This is a genomic window from Alcaligenes sp. YSL9, assembly GCF_030515105.1.
GTDB classification, from domain to species: Bacteria; Pseudomonadota; Gammaproteobacteria; order Burkholderiales; family Burkholderiaceae_B; genus Alcaligenes; species Alcaligenes phenolicus.
Map to the genome: position 1 here is coordinate 736,694 of NZ_JALXJU010000003.1, position 16,080 is coordinate 752,773.

11 protein-coding genes are annotated in these 16,080 nt (G+C 55.8%); 7 read left to right on the plus strand and 4 right to left on the minus strand.

All coding sequences use genetic code 11. From position 1 onward, the window contains the following. Window positions 1-8 precede the first annotated feature (8 nt). Window positions 9-3,617, minus strand: coding sequence for a BTAD domain-containing putative transcriptional regulator (locus tag M2Q46_RS15965; RefSeq protein WP_302357619.1), 3,609 nt, complete (start codon window positions 3,615-3,617; stop codon window positions 9-11). A gap of 195 nt (window positions 3,618-3,812) precedes the next feature. Between M2Q46_RS15965 and M2Q46_RS15970 the strand changes: the two genes are divergently transcribed. The 4 genes from M2Q46_RS15970 (at window position 3,813) to M2Q46_RS15985 (ending at window position 7,291) form a co-directional block, all read left to right on the plus strand. Beyond that, window positions 3,813-4,559: a GntR family transcriptional regulator gene (locus M2Q46_RS15970; RefSeq protein ID WP_009464020.1), complete on the plus strand. Its 747-nt coding sequence runs from the start codon at window positions 3,813-3,815 to the stop codon at window positions 4,557-4,559. A gap of 178 nt (window positions 4,560-4,737) precedes the next feature. After that, on the plus strand, window positions 4,738-5,631 hold the full coding sequence (locus M2Q46_RS15975) for an MBL fold metallo-hydrolase (protein WP_302357620.1): 894 nt from the start codon (window positions 4,738-4,740) through the stop codon (window positions 5,629-5,631). 21 nt (window positions 5,632-5,652) lie between these two features. Then, a complete protein-coding gene (locus M2Q46_RS15980) occupies window positions 5,653-6,627 on the plus strand; it encodes a tripartite tricarboxylate transporter substrate binding protein (RefSeq protein WP_268379209.1) in 975 nt (324 codons plus the stop codon). A gap of 451 nt (window positions 6,628-7,078) precedes the next feature. Next, window positions 7,079-7,291 carry a hypothetical protein gene (locus tag M2Q46_RS15985; protein ID WP_302357621.1) on the plus strand — a complete coding sequence of 71 codons (213 nt, stop codon included), beginning with the start codon at window positions 7,079-7,081 and terminating at the stop codon, window positions 7,289-7,291. 420 nt (window positions 7,292-7,711) lie between these two features. Here M2Q46_RS15985 and M2Q46_RS15990 read toward each other — a convergent pair whose 3' ends face one another. Both M2Q46_RS15990 and M2Q46_RS15995 read right to left on the minus strand, forming a co-directional pair. Continuing rightward, window positions 7,712-8,683: a tripartite tricarboxylate transporter substrate binding protein gene (locus M2Q46_RS15990; RefSeq protein ID WP_009464013.1), complete on the minus strand. Its 972-nt coding sequence runs from the start codon at window positions 8,681-8,683 to the stop codon at window positions 7,712-7,714. A 37-nt stretch (window positions 8,684-8,720) separates the two neighbouring features. Continuing rightward, entirely contained in the window at window positions 8,721-10,310 is a 1,590-nt protein-coding gene (locus M2Q46_RS15995) for a sulfatase (RefSeq protein ID WP_031232491.1), read from the minus strand. A gap of 106 nt (window positions 10,311-10,416) precedes the next feature. Here M2Q46_RS15995 and M2Q46_RS16000 point away from each other — a divergent pair, with 106 nt between their 5' ends. Together M2Q46_RS16000 and M2Q46_RS16005 are read left to right on the plus strand one after the other, a co-directional pair. After that, window positions 10,417-11,331 carry a LysR family transcriptional regulator gene (locus M2Q46_RS16000; protein WP_009464011.1) on the plus strand — a complete coding sequence of 305 codons (915 nt, stop codon included), beginning with the start codon at window positions 10,417-10,419 and terminating at the stop codon, window positions 11,329-11,331. Window positions 11,332-11,446: 115 nt separating this feature from the next. Further along, entirely contained in the window at window positions 11,447-12,559 is a 1,113-nt protein-coding gene (locus M2Q46_RS16005) for a diguanylate cyclase (RefSeq protein WP_009464009.1), read from the plus strand. A gap of 73 nt (window positions 12,560-12,632) precedes the next feature. Here M2Q46_RS16005 and M2Q46_RS16010 read toward each other — a convergent pair whose 3' ends face one another. After that, window positions 12,633-15,065, minus strand: coding sequence for a penicillin acylase family protein (locus M2Q46_RS16010; protein WP_302357622.1), 2,433 nt, complete (start codon window positions 15,063-15,065; stop codon window positions 12,633-12,635). Window positions 15,066-15,251: 186 nt separating this feature from the next. Between M2Q46_RS16010 and M2Q46_RS16015 the strand changes: the two genes are divergently transcribed. After that, window positions 15,252-15,839 carry a hypothetical protein gene (locus M2Q46_RS16015; protein ID WP_226349799.1) on the plus strand — a complete coding sequence of 196 codons (588 nt, stop codon included), beginning with the start codon at window positions 15,252-15,254 and terminating at the stop codon, window positions 15,837-15,839. The last annotated feature ends 241 nt before the right edge of the window (window positions 15,840-16,080 follow it).

Genomic DNA, 16,080 nt, shown 5'->3' on the forward strand with positions numbered 1-16,080 from the left:
TTTATTGACTAGACCTTGAGCTTTTGCACAGCCTGTCGGCGTGTCTGAATCCAGTCTGCGTAGCGATGCAAGCCATGTTTTTCCATGTGTTGCTCGGCCAGATTCCACTCCTGCAAGGCTTGTGCGTTTTCGCCCAGCGCCATCCAGGCGTCTCCGCGCACACAGTGCAGCTCGGTGCCCAGACTATTGGTGTCATAACGCAGACCTTGAGCGGCAGCCTTGTCCAGCCAGGGCATGGCTTCATTGCTGCGACCCAGACGTATCATGGCGCGGGCAATGCGGCTCATCAGGCCATCTGTGCTGATGGGTAGACCGTACTGAGCGATCTGTACGCAATCGAGCAGGGACTGCAGGCTGGTTTCTCGGCCTTGCAACATCACTTGGCAATAGTGCAGGTACGAGCGACTAAGTGCAGACCAGGGCTCGGGGTTATGCGATTTTTGCAGCTCTTGCAAGGACAGCTCGGCCACTTGCTGACAGTCTTCCAGCTGTTCCATCAGGTAGTAGGCCTGCATGACGAACAAGTGCGTAATGGCGCGCAGTGAAAAAGCGGTATCCACACGCAAGGATTGCAAGGCCAGATGGACATGCTGCTGAGCGGCATCCATATTGCCTTTCAAGGCCAGGGCGACACTCAGGGTTCCAAAGGTAATGGACTGAGGAAAGTGCTCGGCAATGGCCTGACGGCCGTTCTGCTCCTTCAGGTCATCAAAGACGGCCAGGCTCAGGTTCAGCGTCTGGATGGCATTGGTGACATTCCCTTTCCACAGCTCGTGCTGACCAATGGCGTACAAGGCCCAGCTGCGGTTCTGATCGTGGCTGGTTTCATTGGCCAGAGCCAGTAACTGGCGCGCTTTTTGCAGGGCTTGCTCGAAATTGCCTTGGGCTTGAAAGGCTGTCCAGGCTGTCCACAAGCTGATCATGACCTGATCCGAGTCATGCTCGTCATGCAGCTCATGGCCCAGCTCGTAGGCCATGGCCGTAGAGGCGGAGGCGGGGCCGTACAACGAGGACTCAATCGCGCCTTGCAACATGCGACATTCAAATTGCAGGGTTTGGCGAACCTGCAAATCTTCAATCAATTCGCTGCGGTTCAAGGAGCGCTGCAGGTATTGGCTGGCCTGGCGCAGGTCGTCCTGTGCCAGCGCTTCGCGGGCTGCACGCTGCCACCAGAAGGCGGCTTCCGGACTTTCCGCTTCGCACAGATGCAGGGCAATGTACTCGGGCGCGTGACGGCGGCGTATGCCGTGCTGGGCGATGGCGTAGTGGGCCTGACGCAGTTCTTCCTGCATCGCTACACGTTCCAGCGCTTGGGAGACCAGCGGCAGACAGGAGACATGCTTGTCATGCACATCGATCAGATCCAGCGTTGCCAGCGTGTCCAGTCCACTGCTCAAGGCGGTGTTTTCCAGGCGCAGCATCAGAGCCAGCTCGTCGATGGAAATAGGCTGTGCCTGCAAGGCGATGCTGGTCAGGATGTGGCGTGTTGCAGGCAGGAGGCTGTGGTACTGGGTGCAGACCAGGTCAGTCAGGCACAAGGCATCGCTGCATTCACTATTGAGCTCATGGCAGCGCAGCAGCTCGTTGGCATGGCCCGGATTGCCTGCGCTTAAGCGGACCAGGCGGCTGCGTTTATCGCGCGCCAGCCTTTGCCCCCGTTGGCTGCTTAACAGGCTGTTGATGCTGGAGCGATCCAGTGTACGCAGGCTCAGGTGCTCGGCACGTTCCAGTCCATGACCGGGTTTGCGGCTGGTCGTCAGCAGCAAGGTGGGGTGACGCGGGGCCGTGTGCGCCAGTAAGCGGATCAGGCGCTGGGTAGGCGGGTCGGCCCATTGCACGTTTTCAATTATCAGCAAGCGACGGCGTGGCGAATTGCCTGGGCCGCTGAGCAGATTGAACAATAAATCCATATGAGCCGTGGAAGGCTCGTTCAGGTCTTGCTCGTCCGGGCCGCTATTTAGCCATTGATGCAGGGACTGAGCCTGTTTGGGGCTGATTTCCAGTGCCTCTTGCAAGGTTTGCACGGAGAAGGGATCGCGCTGCTTGCCGTTTTGCGCGGTGAGGTAATCGGCAATCTGCTCGTGCAGCCAGAGGCGAATCGGATGCCAGGCCACACGACGCTTGTCTTCACGACAATTGAGCACAATGCAGTGGTGGGCGGTTTTCTGCACATAGTCCGCCAGAGACTGCACCAGCAGACTCTTGCCGATATGAGCCCGACCGTGAATGGCAATGTGATGCAAGGCACGGTTGGGACCGATATGCGACCAGGCTTGCACCAGATGGTCGAACTCTTGCGAGCGGCCATAGACACGGCTGGTTAAACGCGTAGGGTCTGCGTCGGAAGGGCTCAGATTCAGCCACAGCGCTTCGCTCTGGCGGCCCAGCGGGCCTTGCACATCCTTGGTGTCCAGACGCAGAGCGGCCTGCACGCTGATACGTGGCGTGCCGGGGCTGGCTTCCCAGCTCAAGGGCAGCACCACTTGTGCCAATTGGCCCCAGGGATCGGGGTAAGCGCTTTGATCGTCCATGGTCAGATCGGCGTGGAGGGCGATGCTCAGCTTGACGTTTTCATCCATGCGCAAGGTTGCCGCAACCCGTGCCAATGCGGCTGCTTGCGCAACGGGCGACTCCAGCAACTCGGGATAGCCAAAGTAGGCAATCAACTGATTGGGACCGGCCTCACAGGGCCAGCCGCCATGCTGTTCAATCAAGATTTGCAAGGTCTGGCGACATTGTTCCAGCAGATGGCCGCCGCGCTCACGAGCATGCCGGTGACCGGGCTCAAAGCGCAGGCAAAAGCCGACCGCGGCCAATGGGCGCAGGCGCAGGGAGACCATCGTGGGTAAGGATTTGGCAGGGCTGATCGAGCGTGCCGGCAAATCCACCAGACTGCGTGTCTGGGCACTGGGTTCGCAACCCAGGCGGTCGGCCAGCAAGACCGAGCACTGCTCGTAGGCGTGCAGGGCAGCTTCATGCTGGCCTTCCTGTTTCAGCAGCCGAATCAGCTCTTGATGCAGTTTTTCTTCTTCTGGCCAGATCAGGAGCCAGCGTTTAAGGTAACTGATTGCTTGCGGCGCAGGCAGCGTGCTCAGGCCAGACTGTATGTAACGGTCACGGCATTGCGACAGAGTTTGACGAATGTTTTGCTGTGTATCCTGCAACCAGTCCTGTAACTGCTCGCCATGGTGCAGTTTTACCTGCCCTAGCAAGGGGCCTTGATACAGGTTCAGGCGCTCCAGATCGTTAAGCGATGGCTGACTGGGGTGTTGCAACAGGCTGAGCACATCCACCTGGGTGTGGCTGGGGTCCAGGGCCAGGGTGTCATTGGTAATGTGCAGGGCCTGATCACACCCCTCAAAGGCGCGGCGCAAGGCATGCAGCGCGTGGCGTAAACGAGCGCGGCCCACACTGATGGGGTCTTCATGCCAGATCGTTTCAGCCAGACGGCTGCGACTAATCGGCTTGCCCTGGGCCAAGGCCAACATGGACAATAAAATACGCGCTTTATCGTAGTTAATGATTTGTGCGCGGCATTGTCCTTTCACCAGGAGTCGGTAGGTACCGAGCAGGTAAATTTGGGCCAAGTGCGAGGCGGAGGAAGGCAAAACATCCATGGGCTCGGGCTCGTATCAAGAGTTAAGCAATGATTGGGATAATGTATCCGATCCGTTTAATTTTCGTTTACCAACTTTTGCAAAAATAAACGCTTTGCTTGTTCAAGATTAAACCTTTTTGGGATAACTCCGGCTTAACTCATCGCAGGCTATGATGTGGACTTGTCACTTTCCTGTGCTTGCTTGCCTCTTGGTATGGTCGATCCCACACGTTCATCGCTGCGCAAACAGTCCAAATTGCCTCTGTCGCTCAAGGTGAAATATACCTTGCGAGCGCGCCTGGAGCGTGGCGAATGGCCGGTAGGCACGCGTATTCCCACGCTGGAAGAGTTGATGCAGGAGTATGGCGTCTCGCGCGCTACCGTGCGGGCGGCGCTGGATGAGCTGGAACACGAAGGCCTGATCGAGCGCACACGCGGCAAGGGCACATTTGTGATTGGCGACGTCGCGCAAGACCATTGGCTGATGTTGCCCACCAATTGGGATGCCTTGATTGAACATCTGACGCGTCTGGATTCGGTCATGGTGGAGCTGGGCAATGGTCTGGGAGCCTTGCCCATTGAAATTACCGGGCAGTCCTTGCCCGATGAGTATTGGTGGACCAGCCGTGTGAATTACGCTGATGGCGTGGCTTACAGCCTGAATACGGTCTACGTGTTGAATACTCTGGCCCAGACCTTGCAACCGGAATTAAGTCAGGAACCAGTGCTGCTGGTGCTGAATCGTCTGGCTCGCGAGCAGATTCATACTATTCGTCAGACACTGACCGTACGGGTTGCCGATGCGGATTTAGCACGCCATTTGAATATGGACATAGGCATGCCTGTGGTGCGGGTAATTCGCCTGATTGTGAACCGTGCAAATCAACTGGTTTATGCGGCACAGGTCTTTTATCCCGCTAAATATCTCAGCATTCAGACCGAGCTGACACCTGGCCTTTAAGACTGCCATCCCAGGCGCGCTGCGCCCTTACGACACTCCTAAGTAAAAACACCAAGTTATGCCGCTGGATAGCGAGGTGTACACTTTTTCCATAAAGTCCTAAAAATAGAACTTTATGACTTTATAGGAAAGGCACTGTTCTGGTGCTGGATGTTTTTATTGTTTGGAGGAGTTTTACGTGAAGATAACCATGCTTGGCACCGGCGCTGCGTTGCCAGATCCCGATCGTGCTCAGTCGTCCATTTTGGTGACGCTGGAGAATGGCAAGAATTATCTGTTTGATTGCGGCGAAGGGTCCACGCGTCAGATGGTGAAGGCCAATATCAATCCAGCCGATGTGCCTTGGGTGTTTTTAAGCCATCTGCACTATGACCACGTTTGCGGTCTGCCTTTTTTTGTACTGTCCAGCTGGGTTTTTAACCGTGAAGGCAAGCTGAAGGTTTTTGGCCCCAAAGGCACGCAGGATTTTGTGGATCATTCCTTCGAGAATGGCGCGTTCCGGGTGGATATTCAGGCTCGTGCGGCTTATCCGGCTCGTCAGAAAAATATTGAAGCGGTGCGCCCCGAGGTCTTCGAGGTGGAGCCAGGTCTGATGTACGAGGACGAGGACGTCAAAATCTACATTGATGTGGTGGACCACATTCCTAGCGAAATTACGGACTGCTTTGGTATTCGTATGGAGGCTGAAGGCAAGATTGTGGCGTTCAGTGGCGACACGGCTCCGTGTGAGTCCATGATTCGCCTGGCGCAGGATGCGGATCTGCTGATACATGAGTGCACTTTTCCGGAGTCTTTCCTGAAGCATCGCGCGCAGTCAGGGGTAGGGACGTTTGCCCATACCAGTCCTTTGCAGTTGGGTGAGATCGCTCGTAAAGCCAATGTGAAGAGTTTAGTGGCCACGCATTTTGGACATTACGACTCCACCAGTCCGGTGATTAAACGTGCGGCGGGCAATCATTTGCCGGTTGATTTGATGGGGCCGGAGCGTCTGGATGAAGTGGCTCGGGATATTCGCAAAAGCTACAAAGGCGATTTGCGCTTGGCAACGGATTTGATGCGCATAGACCTGTAAAAGGCGCGCGGGGGAGACAAGATGCAAGCAATTAAAAAGACGGTGGTGGGCCTGGTGGCTGCGCTTGGTCTGGCTGCGGCAGGTCCGGTCTGGGCAGATTATCCCGATCACCCTGTGCGAGTGGTGATTCCTTACCCTCCAGGAGCGGCGGGTGACATTATTTTCCGTATCTTGCAGCCCGAACTGTCGAAGGAGCTGGGGCAGACGGTAATTACGGATTACAAGACCGGCGCGGGCGGCAATATTGGCACGCAGATGGTGGCGCGCTCCAAGCCGGACGGCTACACCTTGCTGTTTTCAGCCACCAATAATTTTGTGATCAATCAGTTCTTGTACAAGAACATGGGTTATGACCCGTTCAAGGATTTGTATGTGATCAACAAGGTGGCGGATGCGGCGGCTTTTGTTTATGTGAATGGGGATTTGCCGGTCAAGAACATGGCTGAATTCCGGGATTATGTTCAGCAGCGCAAAGGGCAGGTGAATTACGGGACGCCAGGAGCAGGCACAACGCCGGAGCTGTCGGCCTGGAAGTTGTCCGAGGCCCTGGAGGGCGACATGTTGGGCATTCATTACCGAGGCTCGGCGCCGGGGATTCAGGCTTTGTTGAGCAATGAAGTGCAGATGTTTGTCAGTAGCTATGGTTTGGGGGCGGCTTTTCTGCCTGAAGGTCGTTTGAAGGCCTTGGCAGTGGCCTTGCCAGAGCGCTTCCCGGCTTTGCCTGATGTCCCCACGATGGAGGAGCTGGGCTACAAGGACGTGGTGATCAGCAACTGGTGGGCGTTGGCTGTTCCTGCCGGGACGGATACGGAGATCGTCGGCAAGATTGAAGGGGCTTTGGAGAAGGTTCTGGCTGATCCGGCTATTCGCAGCAAGCTGCTGGATCAAGGGTATTTGCTGTCCAAGGTTTCTGCCGAGGAGTTTCGGAAGGGACTGCCTGCGGAGGCGGATTATTGGCACGATATCGTGACTAAGGCTGGGATTAGTTTGGATTGATATGTCGCTTGGGTACAGGGTTGGCTTGATTGGGATTGAGTGTTTTGTCGAGCCTTGTATGCGAGGGCTTGTTTGAAGTGGGAGGGCGCTGGTTTTGACAGGAGGAGGCTTTCTTCTGGACGTGCTGTTTGGGCTTTGCGTGAGGGTGGCGGGTAGTTTTCTTGTGGGGCCCGGGTACGGCTTGTCTTGGCGGGTCTCTTGCCCACGCTGCGCGTGGGTTCCCTTGTCAGAGTGCTGGGGCGGGCGGGTCGTGAACTCGGAGCGCGGTTTGTCCCCCGGACAAACCGCAAGCGTGCTCCTCAAACAGCACGACCCTTGCATCCCGCCCCAGCACTCTGCCGGCGGCAAGAGCCCTGACTCGCCCGCCAAGCCGTACCCGGGCCCCACAAGAAAACAAGCAACACTGTTTTAAGCCCAAACAGCACTGGCATGGGGAGAGGGCTAGAGAGGCTTGCTTGATGGCTCGAGTCCTGTTTTAAGGCACGACTCTGGCGTCGTCGTCGTCGTAGGTGTTGTTGTTGTTGTTGTTGTTGTTGTTGTTGTTGTTGTTGTTGTTGTTGTTGTTGTTGTTGGGGCTCTTCTGGCGCTATTGCTTTCGCACTATAAACAGGGCGTAAAAGCAGCAAACCTCATATCGCATCGAGCCATTCAGTTGGGCTCTTGAAAAGAAGGGAGCAGAGCAATGTGAGTCTGCCGGTTGGTGCCGGTGTAGTGGTGTTCGGGCGATTCAGAGTACTTGCCGCGGTCAGTTTGGGAATTCGGGATGCAAGCCCTGTGCTGTTTGAGCGGGGCGTTTGTACTTGGTCCGGGGGACCAAGTACCCCGCGAGTTCACAGGGCGCCCGGATTCCCAAACTGACAAGGGCACCGGTGCGTAGCACCGGCAAGTGCTCAGCCCGAACACCACTACACCTGCACTAACCGGCTCCCTGCTCCTGCTCCCTTCTATTTACGAGCTGGCTCGCTATCAAGCATTGAGTCTCCCCAAGGCAACTCCACGAAGAAAGCCTCCCCTCAGCAATACCTACGCACCTACGCAGCCCAAAAAAAACAGCCCCTGAAACCAGGGGCTGTAATTCCAACAATTACTGATCAGAGCGAATATTGTTATCCCGCACAATCTGTTCCCAGCGAGCGTTACGCTGCTGCACCCATTGGGCTGGAGAAACCTTGGACGAGTCGTAGGCTTGAATATCCAGCATCCGCAAAGTCTCGGCGGTGGACGGACGCTTCACGATATCGCTGAGCAAATCGTTCCATGCCTTGATCTTCTCTGGAGGCGAACCCTTGGTGGTGAAAACCAGATACGAGAAGCTCTCGTTAAAGTTTTCCAATCCAGGCAGCTTTGCTTCGGCCAAAGTAGGAACCTCAGGCAGTAAAGGATTGCGCTTGCCGCCAGAAGTCGCCAAGGGAGTCAGCAAACCTTCCTTGATCGGACCCAAGACACCGGCAATCGTCAAAAAGCCGCTGTCCAGACGCTCGCCATACATATCATTGACCACAGCGCTATTGCTGCGATACGGAATGTGATCCAGCTTGATACCGCTATCTTGCGTCAAGGCCGACATCATCAAATGCCCAGGTGAACCCATACCGGCCGAGCCGTAATTCATGGGCTTGGCGCGGGCGCGCTCCAGAAACTCGGCAGGTGTTGTGATGCCGGTCTTGCTGGGAACCACCAGAACCTGGTCAAAAGTACCCAGCAAAGACACCAGATCCAGGGACTCCCCGATCTTGAACTTGCTGTTGACGTAAATATGCGGGTTGGCTGTCGCAACCGTATCCAGTGTCAGCAGCAAGGTATTGCCATCCGGCTTGGCCCGGCCCACTGCCTCTGCAGCAATCGTACCGGCTGCACCCGCCCGGTTCTCCACCACAATCGTTTGGCCCGTGGTTTCAGTGGCTTCGCGGGCCAACATGCGACCCAGGACATCTAGTGGGCCTCCTGCCACGGAACTGACCACAATGGTGGCCACCTCGGCACTCTGGACTGGCGTAGCCAAAGGTAAGATCAGCGCACAAATGCTTACTTTGCGCAGCAAGGAAAGGGTGGGCATAGATGTCTCCAGATAGGGGTAATTAACAGTGTTCAGCTCACGCTATCGCCAAAGGCAAGGGACTGGTTTCGCTGTGAGCCATCATGGTATCGATCAATTGACACAAAAGCGTTGTTTTTAACGCTTGCGCGTCAGGTTCATTCCACAAATTATGTTGTTCCAGCGGATCGGCTTGCAGATCGTACAGCTCGCCAATTTGACCACCTTCATACAGGCTCAGACGGTGCTGCTGCGTGACCAGCGAACGCAGCTTGGTGCGAATAGGCGTATTGAACAGCTTGCGCTGGTTTTCTTCTTCGATCAGTACGCCTTTGCGCCATTCCACAGGCTCCTTGTGCATCACTTTCAGCAAGGAGCGACCCTGGATGCCGTTGTAGGGCAGCTGGCCGGCACGTTCCAGCACCGTAGGCGCGACGTCAATGGTAGAGCAGACCGCCTCACTTGTTCCTTGAGTTTTCGCATCCTTGGGGTCAAACCAGATAAAGGGGCTGCGAATAATGCTTTGGTAATGCACAGGGCCCTTCAGCATCAATTGATGGTCGCCCATGAAGTCGCCATGATCACTCATGAAAATGACGATGGTGTTTTCCGCCTGGCCAGTGCGCTCCAGATGGTCCAGAATGCGCCCGATCTCGGCATCAATATGCGTGATGGAACCGTAGTTCAGCGCAATCGCCTCGCGGGCCTCGCGCTCGGAACAGGCAAACAGCGTAGGAGTGTGCTTGATGGCTTTGCCTTCATCACGCAGTTGATGCAGCAATTGCAGATGGGCAGGCAGGGGATGCGGGCCCAGGTGGAAGGAGTCGGGCAGGCTGACCTCTTCAGGCTTGTACATATCCCAGTACTGACCGTGCGGAGTGAAGGGATGATGCGGGTCCGGGAAGGAGCACTGAATAAAGAAGGGCTGTTGTTCCTGGGCATATTTGTCCAGCACAGCGCGGGTCCGTTCACCAATCCAGGCCGTGGTGCTGTACTCTTCTGGCACACGGGTACGCCAGGCCTGGCCAATGCGGCTTAACTCGTAGTCCGGAGTCGGGATGGCGTTTTCAGGGCCGGACAGGGCGGCGATTTCAGGATGTTCATCCTGCAGCCAGCGGCCATAGTCGCCCCAGACCTGATCGCCGTGATCAATGGCCAGGTCCACGTGCTCGTAGCCGTAAAAAGGTAGCTGAACACCGTGATCGGCGCGATCGCGCCACCATTGGCCACATTCCTGGCCGTAATCGTTGGTAGGCAGAGGAGGGCGAGCTTCTCCCTTGGTTGGAGGATCATCCGGCCGTGGGTAGAGCGGGGGCGTATCCGTTATATTTTGCAGGTGCGCCTTGCCGACCAAGGCTGTGCTCCAGCCTGCCTGGCGCAGTACATCGACAAAGGTGCTGGAATCCAGTGGCAGGGGCACACCATTGTGACGGGCGCCGTGCACCGAGGGCATGCGACCTGTCATCAAGGACGCACGGTTGGGCATACAGATGGGGGTGGCGACGTAAAATCGGTCAGCACTCCAACCGCGAGCGGCTAACGCATCCAGATTGGGCGTTTTAACTTCTTTATTGCCGTAACAAGCCAAATGGTCTGCGCGGAGTTGATCCGCAATGATCAATAAAAAATTGGGTACTGACTGAGACATGAAGTGCCTATTTTGTAGCTTTGGGTATCCCCATTATGGAAGCAGTAGCCATAATGTTAAATTGAATAACTTGCAGGTATATATACCTCTTTTATATAGGTAAGTCATGAGCTGGAGTGAACGCATTCGCTTGAAGCATCTGCAGGTTTTAATTCGTTTGTGCGAAGAAAAAAGCATGAGCGATGTGGCCCGGCAGTCCAATATGACTCAGCCTGCCTTGTCAAAATGGCTCAAGGATTTTGAAGACAATATAGGCATGCCCTTGTTCGAGCGTCATGCTCGCGGCATTGAGCCTTTGCCAGCCGCCCTGGCGCTGGTTTCCCAGGCCCAGGGGGTGTTGAATCGCCTTGACCGCATGAATGCAACTCTGGAGCAATACAGGCAGGGTTTTCGCCAGCAATTTACTTTGGGTATTTCGCCCATGGTGGCTGCGGTTTATTTGCCGCAGTTGCTGGTGTATTTGCACGAGCGCGATCCACAATGCCATATCCGTATTCAAGAAGGCACGCTGGATATTTTGAGTCGTAATCTGGAACAGGGCGAACTGGATCTGGTCATTGGCCGTGTGGATGAAGCAGGCCGTAACCCGGCGATGGCGTATTTGCCTTTGGGTATGGTGCCTTTGGGGGTAGCGGCTTGCCGCAAGCATCCTTTGGCACAGCAAGATGAAGTGACCTGGGAGCAGACGTTGGAGTATCCCTGGATCTTGCCACCACGAAACAGCCCGATGCGGCGCAGTTTTGAACTGGGCCTGGATGCCAAGGGCCTGCCGTATCCCACCTGCGCCATTGAGTCCGCCTACGCACACACCAATGCCCGTGTGGCAGTCAATAGCGACTTTTTAGTGCCCATGACACGCAGCATGGTGCCGGTCTACCCGGAGCTGTGTATCTTGAACCTGGACTGGAGCGACCCGCGCTTGCATGGTCAACTGGGTCTGTTGTGGCGCCCGCAGGATTCGGGCGAACCGATGTTGGAAGAGGTAATTAGCTGGATGAGTAAGCAACCTCAAGTGGTGTGATTGTAAGTCGGGGTCAGCGCGGGCTGACCCTGAAAGAACTGACAGCTTGTTTTTCAAACTCATGTAACTAAAAATTGCCGTTATGTTACTTTGTTTCTTCTTAGCGAATTGATTGATGGGAACAATTCTGGAAGGCTGGAAAAACTTGCAAGCGATCAGTATTAGCTCGGTGCGCGACACACTGAGCGGGAAATATCATTCTCGTGACTTCATTCATGCCCGAATGGAGTATTTGCGCAGCCGTGTCATTCTGGTCGGCTTGTTATTTGCTTTGCTGACCCCCCTTTGGACTTTGATGGATTGGCTGGTCTTGCCCAGCTGGCCCGCGCATTTGATGGCGATACGGGTTTTAAGCCTGGGGGGATTGATCTTGTGTGTATGGCTGGCTTTTAATGGCCACCAGCGCATTACCCGCATTTATGTTTTAAGCGGCCTGGTCTTTATTTTGCCGGCCTCTTTTTACGCCTATATGCTGCTGACCCTGTCCGGGGCCGGCCAGTACGTTGTACTGGGGTATGGCTTTATTCCTTTCCTGCTGGTGGCCACCTTAAGCATTTTTCCTTTCACTTTGCTGGAATCAGCCTTGGTGGGGGGCGCGTTAATTGCTTTGCAGGTTTTGGCCAGTGTCAGTTCGGGAACCTGGCTAAGCATGAAAGGTTTACAGGATCTTTGGCTTTTGACAGCCTTGCTGGTCGTCGCTTTAACAGCCAATTATTTTCACCTGGGGCTTTTGCTGCGTTTATATCGGCAAGCCACACACGATACCTTGACCGGCTTGTTGAACCGGGGCGCGATTAGCCGTCAGCTGGGACAGGGACCAGTGCATGAAAGGCTGCATGTGCTGATGGTGGATCTGGATCATTTCAAGCAGATCAACGATACCCACGGTCACTCGGTAGGGGATGACGTGCTGACGCGTACTGCCTCTTTATTCAAGGCGCAGCTGGGGCCGGATGATCTGGCGGCCCGTTATGGTGGCGAGGAGTTTGTGCTGATTCTGGCCGGACGTAGTGATGCACAGGCCTTGAGTTTTGCCGATCTGCTTTTGAGCCAGGTACAGGCACAAACCTTTTATAACCACGACCGCGAGGCTTTTCAGATTACGGCCAGTATGGGTTTGGCGGTATGCCAGCCTGGTCAGGTGATTGAGGATGTCCTGATGCAGGCTGACCAGCGCTTGTATCAAGCCAAGCGCGCTGGTCGTAACCAGGTGGTAGCGAGGGATTAAGCCTGCCGGGTGAAGCACAAGGAAACGGGGCCTGGAGCGTGTACCGCTCCAGGCCCCGTTTGCTATTGACGGCTTAGTAGCGCAGGGTTTGGCTATCCTGGCTGGCCTTGTCGATGTCCTGAGCGCTGATGGCATCGCTCTTGCACTTGAAGGCAGCAAACATCTCCAACTGATCCGAGTGATGGGCGCTGGCTTCGCCTTCAGGATTGATGAAACCGCTTTGACCGGGAGCCATCACCGAGCACATGCGCACGCCGGTGGGGTCCAGCACATACTGGAATCGGGCGCTGCCGGTGTTCAGATAAGGCATGATGCGGCGCTCGTGCGCAGGGTCAGACCAAGGCACCCCAATCGCATTGCGTGCGGCGAACAGCATGGATACGGCTGGAGCACGCCATTGCTGGGCTTGTGCACCCTGTGATTTCTGTAGCGAGGCAGCAGCTTGCTCCAGTGCGTCCAGCACCAGTTCCTGGGCCGGGCGACCTTGCAGGAAATCAATTGTTTGTGGCACACCAGCAGCCGGGCCCTGAATGGCATTCCAGATCAGCTTGGCGGCCGCAGCGGGCTGGGCACTGCGCGGATCATCCATGGCCGGGTACAGGCTTTGTGTGTAGGTGTTGTAGACGCTGTCAGGCAAACGACCTTTCAGGAATACGGGCACTGCGGCTTGCATCCAGGCCTGCATCACGGCTGGGGCGCTGCCTTCGTACTGTTTGCCATTGCTGGCCACGTGCAGCTTGTAGTCCCAGCCTTTCAGTTGTTCGGCAGCCTGACGTGCCAGTGCACTGGCACGTGGCAGCTTGGCAGCTTCCTGGATGATGGGGGCGAAGTAGCGCGCATTCAGATCAGAGCGGGCACCCAGGGAGTCAATGCCCCAGATTTCTTCGTCACTCAGGCGCTGTTTGGCCTGTAGCGGTGCCAGCAGTTCCTGCACACGGTCCACATAGGAGAAGTTGGAGTTGTCTGCCAGCAAGGCACCGTAAGCCTTGTTATTCCAGCTGGCGATATAGCCTTGCTGCGGGTTCAGCACTTTGGGGTTGTGATCAAAGCTCAGGAAGCCTTGCCATTCCATACTGCCGTCGCCCGCTGCAGGGAACTGGATCGCCTGATTGGCTGGACGCTTGGGCAAGAGGCCCAGGGCTGCCGCACCGATATTGTTCTGGGTGTCGGCGTAGAACCAGGTAATGGAGGCGCTGACGCGCGAGGCCTGAGCCATGAATTGATCCCAGTTCTTGGCCTTGGCCGCATGGGCCCAACCCAGCAAGGTTTCAATTTCCCGGCCTTCCCAGGTGCGACGGCTGGCGTAGGCGGTGTTGTTCTTTTTGTCCCAACTGCTGACATAACCTTGAGCTGCGCGGTAAACGTCCAGCGTCACATCGTCCTGACCACGCACCTTGATGCGTACCTGCTTGTGCTCCATGGGGTGCCAGGCATTGTTGTACCAGTAACTATGCGGGTCACCGTCTTTCAAGCGCAATTGGTAGACGTCATTGGTGTCCAGCGAACCCACGGTGGAGCCCCAGGCAATCTGGCCATTGGTGCCGAACAAAATAGCGGGCAGGGCAACGGCCGTGCTGCCGGTCAGGTCGTAGCCCGCACCGTGCAGGCCGACGCTATAGGTAATGGACGGCGTGTACCAGCCTTGTTGCGGGCCGTTGTACAGCACGGCATGACCGTGGCTTGTCTTTTCGGGGCCCAGCAACCAGGCATTGCTGGCAGTAGGTGTGCCTGCGGCCACGGTGGGGCCCAAGGCCACGGCTTGCTTGTGCAGGTAGTCCTGCGCCGCTTGTGCGGACAGAGCCTGCAAATGCGTAGGCAAATCGGCCAGCGCTGCCTTGGCGTCAGGCTGCGGAATAATGGTGGGGGCAGTCGGGTCGTTCAGCCAGCGTAGTTGTTTGTAAAGCTGTTCACCACGTTCCGCGCCCTGGTCTGCTTTCAGGGTTTCCAGCAGATTCAGGTTGGCCACTTCGGCCGTGCCAGCAAAGAAGCGGTTCAGAATCAGGCCCACCCAGACCATGGCAATGTCTTCAGGCTGCCACTCAGAAGGCTCAAACCCTTTGTCCAGAAACTCCTTGGGCATCAAGGTGTCGCGCTGGGCTTTCACCTCGCGAACGCGTTGGGTGAAACCAGCGGCATAGCCCTCGAACATGGCGCGGTCCTCTTTGGACAGAGCGGCCAATTGTTTGCGGATAGAGTCCGGATCGATATTGTTGTGAGTGACTTTATCCAGCTCCAGGAAGTCCGGTCCCAGAACTTCTGCCACGGTTCCCCAGCCAGAGCGCTTGGCAATTTCCATCTGGTAAAGACGGTCTGTAGCCACGGCATAGGCATAGCCATAGAACAGGCCATAAGTGCTGTCGGCATAGATATGAGGAGTGCCGTAGCTGTCGCGCTTGATGGTGACGCTGCGCTCACTTAAGGGGGCGCTGGCACAGGCGGCCAGCAAGACGCTGGTGGTCAACACGCCAAGAGTCAGTCGGGATGGAAAGCGACGGGGAAAAGTCAAAATCTTGTCTCCAAAAGAATAGCCTGGAAGGCTACGTTTTTTTATCTCTTGAGAATATAACGTCAAAATTCTTTAGGTATTGATATTTCCAGGTGAAACCTTCTAGAGGATTTCCCCAGTAGAAGCGGGGTTTGGGAACGAAACTTGCTGGTTCTTTGGTGAACACATTTATTGGGGAGCCTTGTTATGGAACGCATTATTGCGGCGGAATTCGATACGTTTGATCAGGCCCAACAAGCTGCGCGAGTCCTGCAGGGGCTGGGCTTGGAAAGTCAGGATCTGCAGATTTTCTACCTTAAACCAGGAGGTCAGCATGCGCAGTATCCGATTGGAGGTGACAGAACTTTGGACAAGGCTGCCCGAGGAGGTGGTTTGGGTGCCATCCTGGGTGTCGTTCTAGGGGCCGTCTTGGGGATCGCCCTGGGCTGGTGGTTATTGAGCATGACAAGCTGGCCTCAGCTGCTGTTGCTTGCCTTTGCGGCTTTGGGGGCTTACATCGGTGCCATGGTGGGCGGGATCGTGAAGCTGGGTGGCCATAAGCCTGAAAAAGAGCCTTTGAATCGTGTTTCGGGCGTCATGTTGGCGGCGCGTCTGGGGTCGGCCGAGGAAGCGGTACTAGTGCGCGAATTGCTGCGCAATGGGGGCTACGCGATTGAATGGGCCAACGGCAATTGGAGTGATGGCCAATGGCAGGACTTCAACCCAACGCGCACCCCTCAGTTATACGATTTACCCTCGGCGGGGCAGAAAGTTCACGAGACTCGCAGTGGCTGATTGCCACTTTGGCGCGGTGACTCCAGAGCAGTAGCTCATAAGCCTTTCTAGCGTTTTTAGCCGTTTGCTTCCCCTTTGCCGGATATGATGGAGCAGTTTATGAAAACCATGATTCGGCGCGCGCAGGAACCAGGCGGGGCGGTTGCGTTTTAATCTCTGGGCTTATTAAGTGTAGTCACTGTATATCGACAGCTCTCTTCTTCTCAGGCTATCTACTTTTTCTGCTCATTTCTTCTTGGTC